General features: G+C 59.1%; 15 protein-coding genes. 7 read left to right on the top strand and 8 right to left on the bottom strand.

Features of this window, described 5'->3' with window-relative positions; all coding sequences use genetic code 11:
* Positions 1 to 426, top strand: a 426-nt coding sequence (locus tag AB4Y87_RS24120) for a GMC oxidoreductase (RefSeq protein WP_442006761.1), incomplete at its 5' end; no start/stop codon positions are given.
* A gap of 703 nt (positions 427 to 1,129) precedes the next feature.
* Here AB4Y87_RS24120 and AB4Y87_RS24115 read toward each other — a convergent pair.
* The 3 genes from AB4Y87_RS24115 to AB4Y87_RS24105 all read right to left on the bottom strand — a co-directional run bounded on the left by AB4Y87_RS24115 (position 1,130) and on the right by AB4Y87_RS24105 (position 4,072).
* Positions 1,130 to 1,672, bottom strand: coding sequence for a TetR/AcrR family transcriptional regulator (locus AB4Y87_RS24115; RefSeq protein WP_442006760.1), 543 nt, complete (start codon positions 1,670 to 1,672; stop codon positions 1,130 to 1,132).
* 159 nt (positions 1,673 to 1,831) lie between these two features.
* Positions 1,832 to 2,815, bottom strand: coding sequence for a PDR/VanB family oxidoreductase (locus AB4Y87_RS24110; RefSeq protein WP_442006764.1), 984 nt, complete (start codon positions 2,813 to 2,815; stop codon positions 1,832 to 1,834).
* A 48-nt stretch (positions 2,816 to 2,863) separates the two neighbouring features.
* Positions 2,864 to 4,072: an aromatic ring-hydroxylating oxygenase subunit alpha gene (locus AB4Y87_RS24105; protein WP_442006759.1), complete on the bottom strand. Its 1,209-nt coding sequence runs from the start codon at positions 4,070 to 4,072 to the stop codon at positions 2,864 to 2,866.
* A 474-nt stretch (positions 4,073 to 4,546) separates the two neighbouring features.
* Between AB4Y87_RS24105 and AB4Y87_RS24100 the strand changes: the two genes are divergently transcribed.
* From AB4Y87_RS24100 to AB4Y87_RS24075, 6 genes are all read left to right on the top strand, one after another.
* A complete protein-coding gene (locus AB4Y87_RS24100; protein ID WP_442006758.1) occupies positions 4,547 to 4,840 on the top strand; it encodes a hypothetical protein in 294 nt (97 codons plus the stop codon).
* 322 nt (positions 4,841 to 5,162) lie between these two features.
* Complete coding sequence (locus tag AB4Y87_RS24095; RefSeq protein WP_442006757.1) at positions 5,163 to 6,599, top strand: APC family permease; 1,437 nt, start codon at positions 5,163 to 5,165, stop codon at positions 6,597 to 6,599.
* Between the two features lie 902 nt (positions 6,600 to 7,501).
* On the top strand, positions 7,502 to 9,223 hold the full coding sequence (locus AB4Y87_RS24090) for a CocE/NonD family hydrolase (protein WP_442006756.1): 1,722 nt from the start codon (positions 7,502 to 7,504) through the stop codon (positions 9,221 to 9,223).
* Between the two features lie 123 nt (positions 9,224 to 9,346).
* Positions 9,347 to 9,526 carry a hypothetical protein gene (locus AB4Y87_RS24085; protein WP_442006755.1) on the top strand — a complete coding sequence of 60 codons (180 nt, stop codon included), beginning with the start codon at positions 9,347 to 9,349 and terminating at the stop codon, positions 9,524 to 9,526.
* A 543-nt stretch (positions 9,527 to 10,069) separates the two neighbouring features.
* Positions 10,070 to 11,734 carry a carboxylesterase/lipase family protein gene (locus AB4Y87_RS24080; protein WP_442006754.1) on the top strand — a complete coding sequence of 555 codons (1,665 nt, stop codon included), beginning with the start codon at positions 10,070 to 10,072 and terminating at the stop codon, positions 11,732 to 11,734.
* A gap of 615 nt (positions 11,735 to 12,349) precedes the next feature.
* Positions 12,350 to 14,413: an MFS transporter gene (locus AB4Y87_RS24075; protein ID WP_442006753.1), complete on the top strand. Its 2,064-nt coding sequence runs from the start codon at positions 12,350 to 12,352 to the stop codon at positions 14,411 to 14,413.
* On the opposite strand, the gene AB4Y87_RS24070 is transcribed toward AB4Y87_RS24075, so the two are convergent.
* The 5 genes from AB4Y87_RS24070 to AB4Y87_RS24050 all read right to left on the bottom strand — a co-directional run bounded on the left by AB4Y87_RS24070 (position 14,363) and on the right by AB4Y87_RS24050 (position 21,123).
* Positions 14,363 to 15,121: an IclR family transcriptional regulator gene (locus AB4Y87_RS24070; protein WP_442006752.1), complete on the bottom strand. Its 759-nt coding sequence runs from the start codon at positions 15,119 to 15,121 to the stop codon at positions 14,363 to 14,365. The genes AB4Y87_RS24075 and AB4Y87_RS24070 overlap by 51 nt on opposite strands.
* 682 nt (positions 15,122 to 15,803) lie before the next feature.
* Positions 15,804 to 17,153, bottom strand: a complete 1,350-nt coding sequence (locus AB4Y87_RS24065) for an MFS transporter (RefSeq protein WP_442006751.1) — start codon at positions 17,151 to 17,153, stop codon at positions 15,804 to 15,806.
* Positions 17,154 to 17,630: 477 nt separating this feature from the next.
* Positions 17,631 to 18,569 carry an aldo/keto reductase gene (locus AB4Y87_RS24060; RefSeq protein ID WP_442006750.1) on the bottom strand — a complete coding sequence of 313 codons (939 nt, stop codon included), beginning with the start codon at positions 18,567 to 18,569 and terminating at the stop codon, positions 17,631 to 17,633.
* Positions 18,570 to 18,667: 98 nt separating this feature from the next.
* The gene (locus tag AB4Y87_RS24055) at positions 18,668 to 20,176 is read right to left on the bottom strand and encodes an MFS transporter (RefSeq protein ID WP_442006749.1); all 1,509 of its coding nucleotides are present in this window, start codon (positions 20,174 to 20,176) and stop codon (positions 18,668 to 18,670) included.
* A gap of 356 nt (positions 20,177 to 20,532) precedes the next feature.
* The gene (locus tag AB4Y87_RS24050) at positions 20,533 to 21,123 is read right to left on the bottom strand and encodes a TetR/AcrR family transcriptional regulator (protein WP_442006748.1); all 591 of its coding nucleotides are present in this window, start codon (positions 21,121 to 21,123) and stop codon (positions 20,533 to 20,535) included.
* Positions 21,124 to 21,134 lie beyond the last annotated feature (11 nt).

Genomic DNA, 21,134 nt, shown 5'->3' with positions numbered 1-21,134 from the left:
TCTACCGAGCGTGATCGCCAGGAATGGATTGACGGTGTTCGCACTACGCGGGCGCTCATGAATCAGCCCGCTTTCGCAGCATTCAACGGCGGTGAGCTCTCGCCCGGCCCGGAAGTCCAGACGGACGAGGAGATCCTCGACTGGGTCTCCCAGGACGCCGAGACCACCTATCACCCCTGCGGGACCTGCAAGATGGGCAACGATGACCAGTCCGTCGTCGATCCCCACAGCTTCCGGGTGCACGGCGTTGAGGGCCTTCGAGTCGTCGATGCGTCGCTGATGCCTTCCATCCCGAACGCCAACACATACGCACCGGTCATGATGATCGCCGAAAAAGCAGCCGACGTCATCCTGAACAAGGACCCGCTCCCCGCTGAGCACGTCGACTTCTACCGACATATTGCCACGGAGAATCTCCTCCTCTAAGTCTGGTTGGATCTGAGCCGCCGTTGCATGGCTGATGTCATGGTCAACGTAGCTGCCCGTGTGCTCGAGCATATCGCTTTAGGCGCTCCCCGAGGATCTTGAAGAGCCGACAATGGGGCTTCCGTAAACCTGAATCGTCGCTCAAAAGGGCTCGAATCGTTCGAATTGAATATGCACGCGTACCAATATGTTGTGCTGAAGGGTCTGTCAAAGTCAGTGGCCGGTAGTTGCGCCGTAGATTGGCGTGTTCGAAAGGAATTGCAGGACGGGAAGAACCAGTTCTACATCGGTCCAACGAAGACGGGCGCAGGCAACCGGACCATCGGGCTGAACCGTGCTCCCGTGGACCTCTTGATCCCGTTGGTGGTAGGCCGTGCAGCAGTGATCAGCTGTTCACGATGCCCGAAGGGGAACGGACGGTGCATAAGCTGTTCTGGCGCCATTACTGGGTGCCAGCAGTGAAAGCTACGCAGGCGGTGCAATACCCAGCCCAGGCCCTCGCAGTTTTAGGATTGAAATGCAGCCAGTCCAACAAACAGGAATCAGTTCAGGGCTCAGGCCCTCGGGTTTTTTATCCGGGCGCTCGCTTGATCCCGATCCCCGGTTCGAGCCACTTAACCGTTGGTCCCGAAGCGGCCGCAGGAGGCGCCGCCGAAAGGAACATTCGGAGCAGGCGTTCTAGCCAGCCTGTCGCGCCCCTGTCTCAGCCACGAAGGATGCGCTGGAAGATCGGTTCGATAGCGGTTACATCGAGTGGATTGCCGCTGACCAGTGAACGCACAACCAAACCGTCGACCGCCATTGAAAGGGCCTGCGCCGTTAACCAGTCAGTATGTCGAGCGACCGCTCTCGGCAGTGTTTCATCCCAATCCAGGCTGAGCTTCCGCAAGGCAGGTCGACGTAGAGCCGCGATGTAAAGCTCGTACTCGACGATTGCCTGAGGTCGAGTTTCGTTCGTCATCCGTGCTGTGAACTCCGATAACGCACGCGCGAGTTCGGTGCCCGCCGCCAAATTCCTTTCCCAGAACGCAACGGATGAGTCCCAACGCTCCTTGGCTTGCTCCACAGCCGCGAGCAAAAGATCATCTAACGAACGAAAGTGATACGTCGTCGAGCCCAACGGGACTCCCGCCGCCGCAGCGACAGCGCGGTGCGTCAGCCCGTCCACACCGCGCTGCGCAACTATTTCCGCGGCGGCGTGAACCAGACGGTTGCGGCGATCTGTATCTATTACTCCCTTAGGCACGAATACCATCATCCTCTATGCCGCAGGATCGGACGAACCCGGATCTCCTTTGTCGATGACTTTGATTAGCGACCAACGCCATAACAGGTCTTCAGCTAGGTGCTGAGTAACCCATGTTGGCTCAAACACCCCGGACCCTCGGTTTCGGATGCATGCAGGTCAGAGATCTAACACGAGCCGCTGATGGCGCGATCTCGAAACGCAGATCATCATACAGTCATTGGCATCACGTTCGTCTTGGTCCAGCACGGAGTCACGGTGGTCGGGGAGCCCGTCAAGCACCGTCACCTCACACGTCCCGCAGATGCCTTCTCGGCAAGACGACTCGACCGGCACTCCCGCAGCCCGTACGGCATCGAGGATGGTGCGGTCCGCCGGCACAGCCACCTCAAGGTCGCTGCGAGCGAGCTTGACTTTGAACTCGGTGTCCGTGCCGGATTCTTGTGACTGGATTCTTGGCGAAAACCTTTCCAAGCGCAGGGCCTCAGGGCGCCATCGTGCGGAATGCGCCTCCACGTCAGAAAGTAGTCGCTCTGGTCCGCAGCAGTAAATCAAGGTGTCTTCATCTGGTTCACCCAGAACTGACGCGAGATCCACCGGGCCTGTCTCGTCTTTCGGAAAGTAGGCAATCTTGGGACCATAGCGGCTTAACTCGTCGAGGAACGCCATGGACTGTCTGCGGCGCCCAGCGTAGGCCAACGTCCATTGGGCCCCCGCTGCTTCTAAATGAGCAATCATCGGTAGCAGGGGGGTAACGCCGATCCCGCCTGCTACAAAGATGTAGCGGGCCGCCTCCCGAAGCGGGAAATGATTGCGCGGACCTCGAAGGTTGACGGTGTCGCCGACGCGAAGATTGTCATGGATGTGGCGCGATGTACCTCTTGAGCTCGGGGAACGAAGAACTCCAACTCGGTAGGTAGCGCGGTCGTGGGGGTCTCCACATAGCGAGTACTGACGCGTTGGTAGACCTGGAATCCCAAGGTCCAGGTGGCTGCCTGGCGACCACGACGGGAGTTCCCCTCCGCCTGGTGCCCCCAGGTGAAGGGCTACCACTCCGTCCGCAGCGAGAATCTTGTCAACAACCACAGCTTCACCGTCGTACTCGTCCGTCAAAGTCGCGGACGGATAATGTCGACTCCTCATGTCGGCGTTCACCGCAGCTCTCCTGACTTGGGTCGCATTATATACGAGCTATTCACCGTTACCGCTTCCTGGGCCACGCAAAGGAACTACCTCATTGGCGAGATCGGGGAAACGTGTCACCATTTGCTGTTCATACCAGCGGTAGAACCCAGCATTGAATCCTTGATACTTGCGATTCAGCGGACCTGACCTGTATGCCGGGTTGGCCATCCCTTGGTGCACGCTTTCGCATAGGCCGCGATCCTGGAGCATGGTGGTGTTCCAGAACTCCATTAGTGTCTTTTCGTCGTAGTCGGTACCAGCGACGGCATCCTTGTGGACGAACCAGTACTGACGAAGTTCGGTGGTGCTTGGGCCGGTGGGGATGGGCACAAAGAGCCACGCATGGTCCTCAGCGGCCACGAGGGCGATTCCCGGTTCCCAGTGCACGGCGTGAGACTCTGCAGCGGGCTGCCCGTCGAGTCTCGAAAGAGGAACCGCACTGACCCTTTTGCCTCCGATCGAGACGTGCGGTACAGGGAGTGGGAACGTAAACACATCGAGGCCAGCGGCCCTCTGGGTGCAGAAGCTGTCGAAGTTTTCCTCGTCGTCGAGGAACTCCCAGTCCAAAATTTCCGACAGCTCAGGGTGGCTGACCCCGCAGTGGTAACACTCCATGTTGTTGTCGACGACAATTTTCCAGTTCGCTGCAATCTCGTGTGAAGAGGTAGCGGCCAGCTTCATACTGCTGAGGTCATATCCCCCCGCGTCCACCTCGTGGAGGCTCTCGGTGATCGCGGGGGGTGCCTCGTTTGCGAAAGAAATGAGAATGATCCCGTTCCAGACGTCAACGTGCGCTGGCCTAAGGCCGTAAGACGCGCTGTCGAAGTCTGCGTGCATACCTCGCGAGTTCAACAGGTCGCCGTCGGAAACTCCGAAGGTCCACTGGTGGTATGGACAAACTACGTTCCGACTACGGGCGTCACCGCTGGGTCCATCGCACAGCCGGGCGCCGCGGTGGGGGCAAACGTTGTGGTACGCGCGGAGGCTACCGTCCTTTGCGCGGCGGACAAGAACCTCGGCTGCGCCTACCCGGAAAGTGACGTAACCGTATTTTCCGTGCTGGTCGAGTTGGTCGACGTGGCCGGCGACGAGCCACTTGGAGTAAAAGATCGCTTCGAGGTCGCGCGTAAACCAATCCTGCCCTCGGAATAGCTCGGCGGGAGGTCCGGTGTACTCGTCGGCAGGGGATCGGCGGGGATTGGCTTCTACAGACATGACTACTCCATCGTTTTGGGATCATACGTGATGCGCATCACTGTGAATGTACATCTGTACATTCGAAGATAGCTGGTCCGATGCGGAGCGTCAATGGCTAATAGATTGGGCTGGCGGAAGTCTCATGGCTTCGGCCGCGATCGCGTGGATTCTCAGCTCCGCGGTTCCCTGCTAGGTGCACGAGGATGATGAAGCATGTGGTCCGTTCGACCAAAAATGGCGGGGGCCGAGGGTTCCCCTTCGAATAATCTGTCCCCTTCCCAAAGCCCTGGTACTAATCTGCCGATCGCTTCTGCATACATATAGCGGCTCATGACCACGGAAAAGCGCCTCTTCTGGTGTCCCTTCAGAAGACGCCGCCTGCGACTGGTCCGTCTGACGTGCAGGGGGCACTGAAGGATCCAGGGCTGAATTAGGGTTTCCACCCCCAAGGCGATTCTGACAAGCGCTCCGGATCGATATTCATTCCCGTGTATGTCCGAAAATCAGCGCAAGGGGTTGCTGATCCGGCGGGGCTCCAGCGATTTTCCGGTGTACACGTGCGAACGTTGGAAGCTTCAGGGCGGCAGCGATCTTCCCGGCCCGTTCTCGTTCGGCGCTACCCGGGCGGTCGGGGAGTTAGCCAGAGGGTTCGTCAGTATTCTGGAGTTTTCGCAGATCACAGGACGGCTCGCTGGGCCGAGACCGGATCAGCTATTGGGGCCATCGCTCACCATTGCCCCGTGGGCCATTGGCCGCGCGACGATCCTCGATCAAAGCTTTGGATGAAGACCAGAAACTTGGCTGCCTCATCCAGCCGACTTGGCGTGATGCCGTACGTTCGGGAGCAGCTGCTGTTGGACTAGTGCCAACGTGGGCAGCATGCCTTCGGCAGTTTTCTAGTTTCCGATGGCAGCGATAAGACGGCACTATCTGTCTACGCCGGAAGTGACCGAAGCCACAAAGTAGGTCTCCGTCGAAGGCAGCACATCCTTGGTCTAACCCCGCGGAAGTCGAGATGGTCAACGAAGCGATCCAGTATGTGACCGCCCGCCCGCAGACAATTCAAATACTTATCAAGAAGGCACAGGTTATGGACACTATAAGTGGAATGACGACCCGAAAGACGCAACAGTCGGGGCCACATCTGTCAGGCAAGATGGGATCCCTCGAGCTCTTCTTCAGCGTGATGGCCTACAACGCCCCCATGGTGGTCGTGATCGGAATTATCCCGATCATGGTCGCCACCGGCAGCGGACTTGGCACGCCTATCTCATTCGTTGTTGCGGGCCTCATCCTAGGATGCTTCGCCGTTGGGTTCACTCGCATGTCCAAGATCATGCCGAAACCAGGCGGGTTCTACTCCATGATCACGGCAGGACTTGGACGGGAAGTAGGTCTGGGATCAGGGTTTGTCGCGTTGCTCGGCTACTTCTGCGTCTATGCCGGAACCCTACCTTTCGGCGGTATCGTTCTGGGCGAACTCGTCCATACCACCATGAACGGGCCTGACCTCCCGTGGTGGGTCTGGGCGGCCGTTTTCTGGGCCGGAGCTGGAGTCCTCGGCTACTTCAACATCGAACTTTCCGCGAAGTTCCTGACGGCATTCCTATTCCTTGAGATCATCATCATTGTCGGGTATGACCTCTTTGTCTTCATCAACAGCGGAGCTAACCATGCCGGCATCTCAATGGCCCCCCTTCTCCCGACTCACTGGTTCGATGGTTCCTTCAGCTCGGGGCTGCTCCTTGCTCTTGGCATGTACGGTGGTTTCGAAGTTACCGTCCTGTTCCGTGAAGAGGTCCGGAATCCGAATCGTGTCATTCCACGCGTCACGTTTGCAGTCATTGCAGTTGCAATGACCATCTATGCCGTGTCATCGCTGGGGTTTATTAACGCCCTTGGCATCGACAAAGCTGTCGAACTCGCAACCGCCGATCCCACCGGATCCATGACCGGCACACTGGTGGACTTCGGAGGCATCGTGTTCTCTGACATAGCCACGATCTTCGTCAACACCAGTACTTTTGCTGTCATTCTGGCCGGACACAACATCACCGCACGCTATTTGTTCAATCTCAGCGCAGACAAGATCTTTCCGCGAAAGCTCAGCAGCGTACACAGCCGGCATGGGTCGCCATATATGGCATCAATGGCAACGAGCGCTGCTGGCCTGGTCCTCAACGTCATCGTCGCGGTTGCCGGGCTGGCTGCTATCGACGTTTACGCGGCAGCGCTCGGGATCTCAAGCTTCGTGATTCTGGGCGTCATTTTTGTGGCTAGTATTGCGGTCCCGCTCTACCTGCGTCGGCACGGCATGGGTCACACGGTCTGGAGCAGAATTGTGTTCCCGATTCTGGGAATCCTTGGGCTCGGGACCGGCCTGATTTTGGCAGCTCTGGACTTCACGGCCCTTGTTGGAGGATCGCCTGTGCTAAGCGCCGCCTTGATGACACTGATTGTGGGTCTATTTGTTTTAGGCATCATGATGGCTCTCTTTTACCGCAAGGCGAAGCCAGAAACATACAGTAACATCGGCCGACAATGATTGAGCCTTGGATTGGGTAGCTTTTTGCCGCCAAAGTGCGATCCCGAGTGGCCGGTCGAAAGCGGCCGGCCACTCGGTGACGCGCTGGGAAGTACTCAGGGTACGGGTCGCTTCGCCGAACACTTCGGGGTCCGAGTCGGAGGAGTTATTCGGCGAGGCAGTCTTTGAGGCTACAGCGTGGCAGGAAGATGCGTCGGCCGGGTGGGTGAGCTCGGAGACGGAGAGTCCGGGACGGAAGAGCTACACGTCGCCGTGTGGCGGGTTGAGGCGGAGGCTTCTTTGACGGCTACGACGGTCACCGGTGAGGAGTCCACCTGGTTTAGGACTGCCGTGAGCCAGGATCCGTCAGTTGGTTAGGCGGGTTTAGCGAGGTCGGTCGCCAGCTTTTGGTGTGGATGACTTGTTTCGTGCTTGGTCTGTGGATTTCATGTCCCAGTCGAGATTGCGGGTCACGGGCGCGACATGCCGGTGGTCCCTCGGCTAGCCAGATTTGTTCGAGGGGATGGGCGCGCGACACGAGCTTAGGGTTCGAGGCTCCAAGGGATTCACAAACTATTGGAGCGCTCCTACCGGGGAGTGGTCTGGAATTGCCCGAGATAGCGTGAAAATATCAAGAAAATACATGACTCCTCTGGGTGACCCGGTCGTTATACCCGATAACCGTTAATAGTGGCGTTGGAGAGGCCTTGCCAGCACATTTGCCGCGTTTTCTGGCATGCGTTGTCATTGCTCGAGGTGTTACCGGGCGTTCACCAATCGATTGAAGCCAACCTGCCAACAAGACTTTGACCAGAGTTTGTGTCAGGCGATTGGTGCTATTCCAATAGCGTCGCTGGAGCAGCTGTCCTAGCGTGACGCATATCCCGCCTCGGGTGAACTGGCGCAAGTGTGAAGGAGTAAGCATGAGTACAACGGAACTTGGATTGAGTAACGACGTCGCGCAGGGTCCCAGCGGTGCAGCCGTGTCTGTGCTCGTCGAGTTTAATGTTCCCGCACGCATGCGCGACGGGGTTGTGCTGAGGGCGGACGTGTACCGTCCGACCGGCGATGGGCGTTGGCCGACGTTGGTGGTCCGCACGCCTTATGACAAGGGCGCCATTACCGAAAACGCATGGAATGGAATTTCGCCTACAGAGGCGGCACAGCGCGGCTTCATCGTAGTCGTCCAGGACGTCCGGGGCCGCCATGCATCAGATGGTGTGTGGGAGCCCCTTCGGCACGAGGGACGCGACGGCGCAGACACCGTGGCCTGGGCCGCCGAGTTGCCCGGCTCCAGTGGTCGCGTGGGCATGATCGGCGGCAGCTACTGCGGTAACACGCAACTGTTGGCGGCGCTCGAGCAACCGTCGGCGCTCAAAGCGATCACGCCCCTGATGACATGGTCGGACCCGTGTAACGGTCTGGTGGCTCGCGGGGGTGCCGTCGAGCTGGCGAACGCCACCTCCTGGCCACTCTTCGCAGGCTTTGACTGGTTGTCCCGGATCGGCCTGACAGACGGCGAGGAGGCCGAGCGTGCCGACGCGCTGATCTCCGACATCGACCGCCTGGCAGAGGACGGCTATTGGGGCCTTCCGGTCAACGAACTGCCGGTCCTGCGACGACACGCACCGCCCCCGTTTGTCGAGCTGGCGGCGGTTAATGAGATCGAGGCCACCCAACATATGCGCATCGCCGGAAGCCACGAGCGCATCGAGGTACCTAGCCTCTTTACCACGGGCTGGTTCGATAGCAGCGGGCAGGGGACTCTCGACAATTACATGGCGATGCGGTCGATAGGCCGCGAGACTCGTTTGATTGTCGGTCCTTGGTCCCATGTCGACTTCATGAACATGGTCGGCGAGCGGGACTTCGGGATCATGTCGATGCGCGACGCGGCTGCTTATCCGCACGGCGGATGGAACGAGGAAGTGCTGGCCTTCCTCCGGCATCATCTCGTCGATGACGCCCCCGCAGGCGATGTGGCGCCCGTGCAGCTGTTTGTCATGGGCCGCAATGAGTGGCGCAACGAAGAATCTTGGCCTTTGGAGCGTGCCCGCATGGAGCAGTGGAATCTGCACTCAGACGGTGGCCTGAGTACGGTGGCGCCGGTAAGCGACGAATCGCCGAGTGAGCTCGTCTACGACCCTGCCGATCCGGTCCCCACGTACGGAGGGCATAACAACATCAGCCCGTTCCCTCGCGGGCCCATCGACCAGGCACCCATCGAGGCCCGGTCCGACGTTCTTGTCTTCACCTCGGAGGCGCTCGAAGAGGACCTCGAAGTGACCGGTCGCATTCGGGTGCGCCTGAACGTTCAGAGCTCGGCGCCGTCGACCGACTGGGTTGCGCGCCTGTGCGACGTCGAGCCGGACGGCCGCTCGATTAACCTCAGCGATGGCATTGTCCGCATAGATCGTGGTGCCGATGAAAGGCGCGAGATCGAGATTGATCTATGGTCTACGAGCAATGTGTTCCTTGCAGGGCATCGATTGCGGGTGCAGATTACGAATAGCTGCTTTCCGCGGTGGGATCGTAACCTGAACACCGGGAACCAGTGCGACGCTCGGTTCGTCACCGCGCAGCAGCGGCTGTACCACGACGCCGCCCGTCCGTCGTATATCGAACTGCCCGTAGTTCCCTCCTAAGGAGTCAAAGCGAGGAACCGAACGAGCTAGTAAGCATGACGATCGCGCTTTCTAGAGGCCTCGGCGGTGTTGTGTTTCAGCACCGCCGAGTCGTAAGCCCGTGGCTTCGAAGGAAACGGGCCATTGGGGTCAACCACCCGCATGCAACTCGTCTCCAAAGCACGCAGCGCGCTCCTTGTGTGCCTCGGATACGCCGATGTGGTTAACGCAGGCAAGAATATCGAAGCCATCATTGAATTCGCCCTCTTCGCCGACGATCACGTCAGCCGGCCCAGGTCGTGGCTGCAGACGGAGGGGTTCTGACAACTATCGAGCGCTTTGAGATTCCAGAGGAAGCGCCCGACGAGGCGCCCGCCGTCCAACTGGGAAGGTTTGAGGGCAGAACAGCCTCCTGGGAGTTGTGGCCAATCGAACGGGCGACTGCATGCCTCAAGTCCCAGGGACGGTGCCGGCTTGCCGTCGTCGACGGCGGCGGAAACCTGATGGGCTTCCGTCGCCTCAAGCGCAGGGGAACAGGGTACTGTTCAGACGCGGGCGTCCTTGTCGTCAGCGGGAACAGACGACGAGCGCGTTGGAGACTCTCCGAGATGTAGCTGAATTTGCCGTGGATCCTACACTTCAAGTCTTGTGTTCCGCCTCATAAGTTGCTTTCAACATTCCCGGAAGAAAACCGGAAGGTAGTAGCAACATGAATGACAACGTCTCAGTAATTGACTTCCCAGATGGGCAGCCCGCGAAATTGCCGGAAACGGACCAGGCATTCTTTAAATCTTCGAGTTTGTTGAAACCTGCTTCAATCGATCCCTCGGAACTTATCTGGCGCCGATACTAGGAGACTGACCCACCTTGACCAGTGACAATTACTCAGAAAGCGCTGAAAGCAACGAGGTCGCACTGATGCAGCGCCCTGAGCTGGGCTCTGCGGCTCCGGTCTCGCTCGCTTTCCGGATCGTCGAGACAGAAAACGGCAGGTTGCGCGGCTTGGTCGTCGACGGGCTAGCCGTGTTCAAAGGCATTCACTACGGCGCCTCGACGGCGGGGCCGAATCGCTTCCTGCCGCCCCAGCCGGTTACTCCCTGGGTGGGCGTGAAGGATGCGCTCGAGCTAGGTCCTCAATGTCCGCAAAACAACCGGGACTTGCCTGACTGGGTGGACCGCAGCGAGGAGAGCGAGGACTGTCTCGTCCTCAATGTCTGGGCGCCCGACCACGCGACTTTCGCGTCGAAGCTGCCTGTCATGGTGTGGTTGCACGGTGGGGGCTATTTCTCAGGTTCGGCGGGTGCGCCGTTGTACGACGGCGGCGGCATGGCGCGCCGCGGCGACGTCATCGCAGTCGGCGTCAACCACCGGTTGAACGCATTCGGCTACACGTATCTCGGTGAGACAGCCGACGAGCGGTTCGCCACCTCGGGAAATGCTGGCCAGCTCGATCTCGTTGCCGCGCTGCGGTGGGTGAGGGAGAACATTTCGTCCTTCGGCGGCGACCCCGACAACGTCACGATCTTCGGCCAGTCCGGAGGAGGCGGTAAGGTCATGACCCTGATAGCCATGGAAGAAGGCAGGGGCCTTTTCCACAAGGCCATCCTGATGAGCGGCGCGCCAATGCGGTTCGCCGCCGCCGAGGACGCCGGGGCCCTAACGGCTGGTCTGTACAGGGAACTGGGTGTCTGCGAGGGCGACCTCCAGGCCCTGCAATCCGCCCCGGCGAAGGCGATTAAGCGCTACTTGGAGAAGGTGACCGCTCCGGCGTTGACCCCTGATGGGTTGACGAACTACCTAAAGTACGGTCCGGTCATCGATGGCAGAACCCTGAGGGGGAACTCCTGGACCGACGGCGCCCCTGAAACCGCCCGTCACATCCCGATGATGATCGGCACGGACCTGCACGAGACGGTGGGTTTTGTCGGCACGTTCCAGGGGGACTTGGACATGGAGTTTGCTGACGACCTCGATCTCGCTCGGAGGCTGGCGCCCTATGCGATTGTCAACAACGTCAAAGCCGAGGAGCTTGTGCCCCTGATCGGCCAATACCGGCGGACCTTGCCGTCGCTGCCGTGGAAGGAGCTGTTGCTCCGGATCACAACCGATATCGGCTTCTGGAACTACTCGCTGAGGCTGTCGTCGGCCAAAGCCGAACAGGTGGGGGCTTCTGTATTCGCGTACGAATGCCAATGGAGGACTCCGTGCTTCGACGGCATGTGGTCCCCTCACGGCGTCGAACTTCCGTTCATCTTCCACTGCCAGGACTATGGCGCCGCCTGGGACGGCGAGGACTCCAACGATGCACGCATCGCCGCTGACCCGAACGGAGACCGCTTCGCTGTCGGCGACAAGATGTTCGAAGCCTGGATGAACTTCGCCAGGAAGGGCGACCCCTCAACGGGCAGCCTCGCCTGGCCGGCCTACAACACGACCTCGCGCCCGACTATGGTTTTCGACAAGCACACCCGTGTTGTCAACGACCTCCGCGGGGACGTCCGGCCGCAAATCATGGCGCTCACGGTTTGGTGAAGGTATCGTTCGCGGGGCATCTAAAATCCGGCCGGGAAGCGCCGCTGCCGATGCCGGCACCGTGCTTAGGGGGCAGGAACAAGCATGGCTCCTTTGACACTGGCGCCGTTAGTCGGCTTGGGTGCGTGGATGGAGCGGCGTTTTGGCCAGCCCATGCCGCACGCGGCGTATTAGCCCATCCGCATGCGACGTCGTGCAACTCTGCGTCTGCTTTGGCAGCTTTGACATCAAGTCTGTGCGGGTTTGCGATTGGGAGGACGCCAAAGTCGGGAAGGCTCGTTCGTAAAAGATCTAGTTACGAACAGCTGAGCAAGCAGCGACCATCTTAATTGGTTGCAGGTTCCCAAACACCCCAGCAGGTCCTGGTAACCGTGAGAATGCACTCCGAAAGAGCAACCGCATTTATCGGACCACGTTGAAGGCACCACCTCTGTCTCGTGGGTAATCATCCTCTACTTGGGAGGGACTAATCGACCTGTTCCGCCCGGATGTGTTGGATCTCTTGGGAATTGCCCAGGCATAATCCTTGCACTTGTTGATGAACGATTGTTCGCCAACTTCGGTACCGCCCGTTCATTGCCGGCGGTTTCTTCTTCCCGAAAAGGTTCTCCGTTCATGACAGCACCCCCTTTCCCGCACCGGGAGCGCAAAGCTTCCGCCATCACCGCAGTGCTTGCACTGAGCGGCACCGTTGTGGCGCTGATGCAGACCTTAGTCGTGCCGCTGCTGCCCATATTTCCCGCCGTCTTTTCGGTCTCCGGGGATGATGCGTCCTGGATGGTGACCGTCACATTGCTTTCCAGCGCAGTGGCTACTCCTTTGGTCTCGCGCAGTGCCGACATGTTCGGCAAGCGCAAGATGATGATCATCTGCTTAGCCATCATGGTGGTCGGCTCCATCATCGCGGCGCTGGGCGGGACATTCCTTTGGACGATCATCGGCCGCGCACTCCAAGGATTCTCCTTATCTCTGATCCCGGTAGGGATCAGCATTATGCGCGATGAACTTCCCAAGGAAAAAATGGGTTCAGCCGTGGCGCTCATGAGCGCCACTTTGGGCATTGGCAGCGCCATGGGGCTTCCCCTCGCGGGGCTCCTCTACGAAGGCTTGGGCTGGGAGGCCTGTTTTTGGGTTTCCGCAGCTGCCGGCGTTGTGTTGCTGGCCGCGGTGCTCCTGGTGGTTCCCGAATCCAAAGTCCGCTCGCCTGGCCGTTTCGACTACATAGGCGCGCTCGTGCTGTCCGCAGCACTGGGCGCACTGCTGTTGGCTATCTCCAAGGGCGGATCATGGGGCTGGCGCTCGGAACTCGTGATCGTACTATTTCTTGCCGCCGCTGTTCTCATGGTCTTTTGGGTGCCCYACCAGCTGAAGGCCGGTCACCCCATGGTGAACCTGCGGACTACAGCCCGGCGCCCTGTTCTCATGACCAACCTCGCGTCCCTGCTGGTCGGCTTTGCCATGTTTGCCAACATGCTCCTCACCACCCAGCAACTTCAACTCCCTGCAGCAACCGGTTATGGACTTGAACTTACTGTCTTTAATGCCGGTTTGTGCATGGTGCCCTCCGGGTTGGCAATGGTGATCTTTTCTCCAGCGGCGGGCGCGATCATTCGCAACTTTGGTGGCAGAAGTGCCCTCATGGCGGGTGCTGGAGTCATGATCATTGGCTATGTCGGCCGGGTCTTCTTTCATGACTCTATCGCCTGGGTGATAATAGGTTCCGCTGTGGTGGCCATCGGCACGGCGATCGCCTATGCCGCCATGCCGACGTTGATCATGGGCGCGGTTCCGATCACGGAAACTGCATCCGCCAATGGCTTGAACACCCTGGTCCGTTCAATCGGGACCTCAACATCCAGCGCCGTGATCGCCGCGATCCTCACCTCGGTCACCATGCCCTTAGGAGGAGCCCCGCTGCCATCGTTTGACGCATTCAGAGACGTCTTCTGGATGGCCGCGCTGGCGTGCGGCGCATGCATCACAGCAGCTTTCTTCATCCCACGAGCAACACATCGCTCTGCGGCTTCGGCAGCCGAGGTCGTGGTGCAGGGACGCGTCCTGGCGCCGAACCACAGGACGCTGACGCCAGCACTCGTCAGCGTCCTTCAGACGGAAGGCGAACCCGTTGACTGGAGCCTCGTGGACACCGAGGGTAACTACTCCGTTGCACTGCCGGGGGTCGGGAAGTATGTGGTCGTAGCCAGTGCGAGGGGGTGGGCGCCGGTAGCGGAAATCTTCGACTTTGATGGTGAGACTGTCAAGCATGACTTCCATCTAAGGGAACGACTTGAAATCAGCGGGCGTGCGATGGCGTTTGGGGAGGCAACGCCCGACGCGGTGCTGACTCTCTTGCGGGCAACGGGCGAGCGGGTAGCAACTTCGCGGGCAGATTCGCGCGGAATTTATACGATTCCTCTTCCCGCCCCCGGACACTACTTGCTGACTATGTTCCAACAGGAACCGCTTCAGGCCGTCGCCCAAAAGATCACCGTCGACAACCGGTCCGTAGTGCTGGATATGGTTATCGAAGGCACGGACTCGCCACCCACACGTGCTGATGTGGGATCCGTCGCAAGATCCGGGAAAACAATGTCAGTAAAAGCGCAACGGGCTCAGGGAGCCACAGACTCAGAGATCTTCTCCGAGGCGATGGGCGATGGCCATGGCAGCTTTAACTAACATTCCGCCGAACTTGTCTTGCAACTCAGCAGACATTCGATGAATCGGGGTTGAGATGCCTATCCCCGCGACCCCTACGCCGGCGACAACGATGGGGGCTGCAATACCGTGGACGCCTTCTTGCCACTGCTGGTCGTTCACCGCGTACCCGCGCACCCGGGCTTGATGAATGGCAGAGCCAAGAGTATCAACATCCGTGATGGTAAATGGTGTGTAGGCGGTCAATCCCCGGAGCAGGACTCCTTGAATCTCCTTCTCAGGCCGTGTCGAGAGAAGGGCTTGCCCGTGGGCGGAGGCCAATAGTGGAATCGACATACCAGGAGAGACGTGCGCGCGTACTGCTTGAGGGCTGTCGAGAGTCTCAAGGACAAAGACAGAGTCCCCCTTAACCGTCGCGAGATGTATGGTCTCTCGGGTCTCCTCCCGAAGCTGCTCCATCACCGGTAGCGCTATCGTGCGGAGATCATTGCCAGCTTGATGTCGCTGCCCCAACTGGAACATCTTCGGCGTCAACGTCCAGCGCGTCACCTCGCCGTGGACCTCGGCGGCCCAACCTCCCTCCTGAAGCGTGCGGAGCATCCGTTGTACGGACGACTTCGGGAGTCCCAGGTCTCTTGCCAGCTCCGATACGCCCACCAGACCGGGCTCGGTAAGCCGCTCCAGCACCCGCATTGCCGTCAACACGCTTCTCACGCCGTCATTGGCCACGCGATTCCTCCCAATTTAGCCGCTACTGCAGATGATCTCGCCAGCTTACTGCGTCCCGAAGTACCAGTCGGAACGTCGAACTCCACCGGCAGGGACGCTGCTGAATCGTGCTGTGATTTCACTACGGGATTTATCGACTATTACGAGGAAGTCGTCGTGTCGGTTACTCGTATTCGACCTGGTCCCGGGGGAGCCAACGGAATGTCTTTGGGAACACAGCCCCGGTGAACGCGGACCCAAGTCCCCTCTTAGCGACAGCTTTGGGGGAAGCGATCGGGCCAAGAACTGCCTGCCCCGAAGGCGTCTGGATGAGCGAGCCCAGCACAAGACAACCGTCGGGATAACCCCATCTGAGGAATCCCCATTAGGTACCGGCGAGTGACGACTGCCTCCATGATCTCTGGTGACGTTCAAAGGCTATGAAGGCCACTCGCGCTGCCAGGCGACAGAGCGCTTGTGTCTATCTCTTGGTTGATGTGCCCCGGCCCTGGTGAGGGCCGGGGCAGTTGACCACAGAAGCCCCCGGACCTCGTCGGCGCCAGGACGGACTGCATGCGCTGAGTTGGCTGGAAGGCGAAAGTACCTGTTCAATTGCGGCAACCCTGTCAGCTAACGAATGAGGGCGGTACTCGTATCATTTGTGTGCTGATGTGGCGCAGCCTTCTGTAACGCGTCCATTCGATCAAACCTCCGTCATCAGCGATTGGTCCGCTTTAGCGATGGAGGGTGGTGTTGTACGGCCTCGCCAGGCAGCGAACACGAACAAGATGCCACCGACGATGAACATGCCAGAAACGGCGGTCGTGCTATCGGTGCCGGAGGCCGTTATGAGTGCCAAAGCCAGCACCGGACCGAATCCGGCGGCAACTGCGCCACTCGATTCCTTGGCCACGCCTATTCCCGTCACACGGGATTTGGTCGCAAACTGGCGTGCCATAAAGGGGCTTGTGGCTACGGAGAGAAGTGGTGCAAGAAGGCCCGTGCCGAGAATCAAGGCGATCCAGATGTTCAGCGGGACTCCTGTGTTGAGTAGCCAGAAGAAAGGGAACGCGTAGAGGATGACCAGCAGGCCGCCGAACGCCAGGACTCTCTGAACAGGGATCATGTCGCAGAGTCGGCCGCAAATGGGCGTCCAGAAAATTGCGACCGCGCTGGCCAAGGTTATGCCGAAGCTACTGACAGCACCACCTATGTCTTTGAATTCAGCAAGGTAGGAAATAGAGAACGTCTTCCACAGAGTAGCGATGAGTGCGTAGCCAGCGTAGGCAGCAAATACGATGACTAAGCCTCTCCAGTCGGACCTGAATAGGTCTGCCAGAACACGAAACCAGCTTCTCCGGGTTTCTGCCACTGGCATTGCCTCGAAATCGGGACTTTCCGGTAGCTTTAGGCGAATAACATATCCCACGACGGCAACGAGAAAGCTTATTACAAAGGGGATGCGCCAACCCCAGGAGTAGAAAAAGTCGTCGCCGATCATGGCCAACCCGGCTACCGCGAGTGAGGCGAAGAAGACACCCAAGTTGACTCCTAGCGTCGGGAGAGAGCCGAACCGCCCGCGCTTGTCGTCCCCGGCATGTTCATAGGAGACCGTTATCGCAGCACTGAACTCTGCGCCTGCGCCCACACCTTGAAAGATGCGAAGCACGACCAGCAGGATTGGGGCTGCCCCACCGATGGAATCGTACGAAGGAATGAATCCCATCAGTCCCGTGGATCCGCCCATCAGGATAAGACTCCAAGACAATACCACCTTGCGTCCGAACTTATCTCCCAGAATGCCGAACACCAGTCCCGCAAGTGGGCGGGCGAGGAACCCGACGCCGAACGTAGCGAGGGCCGCCATTGCGCTTGCCGTCGAGTCCGATGAGGGGAAGAAGGTGGGGCCAATTACGAGTCCGGCCATCGCCGAATACAGAAAGAAATCGAAATATTCGAGAGCGGTGCCCACGACAACTGCGGGTCCGACGCGACGATGAGCAGCCTTGGCTGCTTGCGTATAAGCCGCACTAGGCGGTGTTGGATAACTCACTGGGTAACCTCCGATTCGTCCGGGTGGTCGATAGCTCCCCACCCAATTTGCCAGATTTGGCACGGCGTTCCATTAGTCGGCACGAACTATGATGCCCGTCACATAGGTCTGGTGTCAACGGTCCAGCGCTCCTACACGGGGTACTGAGAAAATGTCGATGAGATTCTCCCGTCTGTTCTTGGAGAGCTCTGCTGGTGTGCCCAGGCGCAGGTCGGCGGCTAACGCCTTGCGAGTCTCTGCGGGTGGACGTGGTTGGCCGTTAGGCGTCCGGCGTCTATGAGACTGCTAGTGGTCTGTCTCGGCTTTGTTTGAGAGTTTTGAGGGCGACGCGGCCGCGGGCTGGACGAGCCGACCATTTTTCCGCCGGCCACATCCAGTGCAGCGAACAGCGTCGCCGTTCCATGAGTCGATTCCTCGATGATGCCCTGGCTTCATCCCTTTGCAGGTGCAAAACCGGCTCTATGGGTGGGGGCGTACTCAAAAGCCTTGATCAGTTGGATCCGAAGTGCGGAATCCAGCAATATCCAATCGCCGCTTTGTTTCTGCGTAGACGTCCTCCGCCAGACTCCCTCGAGCTGCAGCCTGGGCATTCTCCCGTACATGCTCAGGAGAGGCTGTTCCGACAATGACTGTGGACACTTCCGTCCGCGTCATCACGAAGCGAAGGAGGAATCCCTGCACGTCGTCGCCATCCAGCAGATCGTCGAAGGCAAGATCCGCCGGCGATGCATGCCGGCTGTCCACAGTCCGTTTTGCCTGCGCCGCGCGTGCCGTTCCTCCCCGCACAATGACGCCCGCGCCGGAGGCGTTGATAAGCGGAAGATATTTTTCAAGAGAACGGTCGAGTGCGGAATACGGGACTTGGAACGTCTCGAATACGCCGAGGTCGATGTGGTCAAGGAGGTCCGGAAGAGTTGAGGATATGCCAATCGCCCGCACTTTGCCCTCCTCCCTGGCACGTTCCAGTGTCCCCAGCACGTCATCACGTTGAAGAACCGCAACGGATGGCCCAATGTGGACCTGCGCCAGGTCCAAATAATCAGTTCGAAGACGCGAAAGACTTTGCTCGATCCCTGCACGGATATTCGCGGGCGAATAGTCATGGACAAGAGGGCCGTTGGAAGGGCCATCCGGCTGGTGGTCCAGCGGACAGCCCACCTTGGACGCGAGCAGATATTCCGACCGACGGTGGCTTATATGGCGCCCGATGAGCTCCTCACTCTCCCCATAGTCGATCGAAGTATCGATGAATCCGATGCCTTCGTCCAGCACGGTATTGAGAAGCGCTTCTGCAACTCCCTTATCGAGTAAACGGGGCACGCGGTGCGACGCCCCCCGTAGCTCCATGGCGCCAAAACCCAGCACGGTACTGCGCTGCCCTGTACTTGTGAGGGGGCGTTCTTCGAAGCGAATCATGGGCTAAAGTACCTTTCTCCGGGCCTCATTGGCTGGACGCTCCATTCCATGCAGCATCGTTTCTTTGCTACTCATTCGGTGCGCCTTGGTAGCCGTGGTCATTCGCCGCCCTCGGTCTCTGAATGAGCAACTAGGGCGCGAGGCAGTTCCGCTGAATCGAGGAGGCTGTTGGTGTCCTGAGAATCAACGAGGTACTGGGCCTCTTCCGTTGTTTCCACGTTGGGCATGGACCCATTTAGGGGTTTCCTGCTTGTTTCTTTGAGGAAAAAGACGGAAATTAGTCCCAGAAGGGCAGCGCCCATCAGGTAGTAGGCGGGCACCATCTTGTTCCCGGTAACTCCGATAAGCGCCGCAACAACCAGTGGAGCCGTACCGCCAAAGGCAGCATTTCCCACATTGTATGCAAGCCCAAGAGCGCTGGAACGCGACGGCGTAGGGAACTGCTCAGGCAGCGAAGAAGCGTAGCTTGATGAAAACAGGGTTGCGCAGATCATGATGAAGAGTGTCCCGAGTTGTGCGCCCCAGAGCTGGCCGGACCCCATCATCATGAAAGCTGGAACCGGAAGCACGACGCCCAGAATAGCGCCGCTGAAGAGGATCCGCTTCCTGCCTATCTTGTCCGAGAACGAGGCAAAAAACTGGGTAGCGAAGGCTGCGAGGACGAACAAGGGGAAGATCACAAGTGTGCCGAGGGATCCCTGGAAACCGAGTGTCTGGTTCAGGTACGTGGGAGTGAACGACGTCATGGTGTAGGCAATGACATTGCCAGCCGCGGCGACGCCCATGACGGGCAGAATGAAGCGTCCGTGGGTCCGGATAACCTGCACAATGCCCGGATTTTTTGCCATCTCACCGGTTTTGCGGGATTCCTCAGCACGTTCCTTCAGGACTGCACTGAAGGTAGGGGATTCTTCGATCCGATAGCGGAAATACAGGGCTATCACAGCAAGCGGCCCGGCGATGAGAAAAGGAATACGCCAGCCGAAGGCTTGCATCTCGTCCTGACCAAGGCTTAGCTGAAGGACAGCCACCAGACCTGCTCCAACGGCAAATCCGAGGTAACTGGATCCCATAAATCCTACATAGAAGCCCCGTCGCTTATCTGGAGCGTATTCGCTCAGGAAAGTCGCACCACCGGTGTATTCTCCACTGGCTGAGAACCCTTGCAGCAGTTTCAGGAACACGAGAAGCGCCGGAGCCCAGAGCCCGACAACTGCGTAGCCCGGGAGCAGGCCGGTAGCAAACGTGGCGATGGACATCAGGAGCAGCGTAAACGTCAAAACCTTCCGTCGCCCGATCCGGTCTCCCAGCCATCCGAAGAAAACGCCGCCCAACGGCCGGGCAACGAATGTAACTGCGAATGTGCCATATAGGTACAGCGACTGGACTGTCGGATCGGCCTGCGGCAGAAAGACAGGGCCCATTACGGTTATGAGGTAGGCAAATACACCGAACTCATACCATTCGATGATGTTCCCGACGACTGTTCCGGCAACAGCGCGCTTCAAGGCGGCCTTGTTGACTATTCGGATGTCACTTATTTTCAAACGCCGCGTGTCACCATGGGCGCCGTCGGCGTTTCCGAATCTTTGGTCTCCAGTGGACATTGATATCCTTCGTCGATTCACTGATGCTGCGGTGAGGTCGCAGAGGACCGCAGCCCAATAGGCCGTGGTCTTGCATCGGTACGGACACGTAAGCAGCTATCTTCACGGTGATCCATAAGACATTCGCCAACGAAATACTTGCAAGCTTGTATCGCCTCCGATCCAGGCAACCGTGCCGAGCTAAATTCACCCCTTGTTTCGTGCCCCGACGATGGGCTTCGGTTGTGGCTTCCGGGGATCGAACGGCCGGCCCATGGTTCATTGTCATCCCATCATCTGGCGACTTTTAGCCCTGGGCGAAGCTCGACGCCGTCGCCGACGACACCGACGGCTTCGATGGGATAGCGCGTTTGGTTTTAGTCACCGTGGGTCTCCTGGGCTGCTACGGGTTCGGTAACGGGGAGGTTGACGAGGGCTTGGTACGCGCGGCGGACCATGTTCTGGTCGAGCGGCAGGTCTTCGTGGAAGAGGCGATAACTCCACCACCCCCACATGAGAGCGTCGACGGCTCGGGCGGAACCGTCGGAGAAGGAGCGGCGGAGGATCACGAGGGATTCTTCCTGGAATTCGCGGAGGAGGTCCGCCACCTGAGAGTTTCGTGCCCCGTAGTGGCGCATCTCCTCGTAGAGCCGGATGTCATCGAGCGTTGGGCTTGTCGTGCCGCACGTGGCGTCAACGAGCACATCAACTGCTTCGGCATTGTTCTGGGCGGCGCGCAGTGGGGCCGCGTATCGGGGCTCAAGGCCATCCCGGAGTGTCTCGAACGCACTGACGATCAGGGCCTCCAGATCGGAGAAGTAGTACGTTGTGGACCCCAGGGGCACACCAGCTTGCGAGGCAACACGCCGATACGACGCAGCGTGAACCCCTTCCGTGCCAATGATTTCGAGGGCTGCGCGCAGGATTCGCGACCGGCGGTCCGGGTCGTTCGGCTTGCCCTTTCGCACCGGTTCCTCCT

The sequence above is a fragment of the Paenarthrobacter sp. RAF54_2 genome (genome assembly GCF_052113945.1).
Taxonomy (GTDB): domain Bacteria; phylum Actinomycetota; class Actinomycetes; order Actinomycetales; family Micrococcaceae; genus Arthrobacter.
The sequence above is the reverse complement of the archived record's forward strand: the minus strand, read 5'-3'. Positions and strand labels throughout refer to the sequence as shown.

Excerpts from the sequence above, each read along its gene's own strand:
- AB4Y87_RS24110 (WP_442006764.1), bottom strand. The coding sequence starts at position 2,815 with ATGAGGAGTCGACATTATCCGTCCGCGACTTTGACGGACGAGTACGAC.
- AB4Y87_RS24105 (WP_442006759.1), bottom strand. The coding sequence starts at position 4,072 with ATGTCTGTAGAAGCCAATCCCCGCCGATCCCCTGCCGACGAGTACACC.
- AB4Y87_RS24100 (WP_442006758.1), top strand. The coding sequence starts at position 4,547 with ATGTCCGAAAATCAGCGCAAGGGGTTGCTGATCCGGCGGGGCTCCAGC.
- AB4Y87_RS24095 (WP_442006757.1), top strand. The coding sequence starts at position 5,163 with ATGACGACCCGAAAGACGCAACAGTCGGGGCCACATCTGTCAGGCAAG.
- AB4Y87_RS24090 (WP_442006756.1), top strand. The coding sequence starts at position 7,502 with ATGAGTACAACGGAACTTGGATTGAGTAACGACGTCGCGCAGGGTCCC.
- AB4Y87_RS24060 (WP_442006750.1), bottom strand. The coding sequence starts at position 18,569 with ATGATTCGCTTCGAAGAACGCCCCCTCACAAGTACAGGGCAGCGCAGT.
- AB4Y87_RS24055 (WP_442006749.1), bottom strand. The coding sequence starts at position 20,176 with ATGTCCACTGGAGACCAAAGATTCGGAAACGCCGACGGCGCCCATGGT.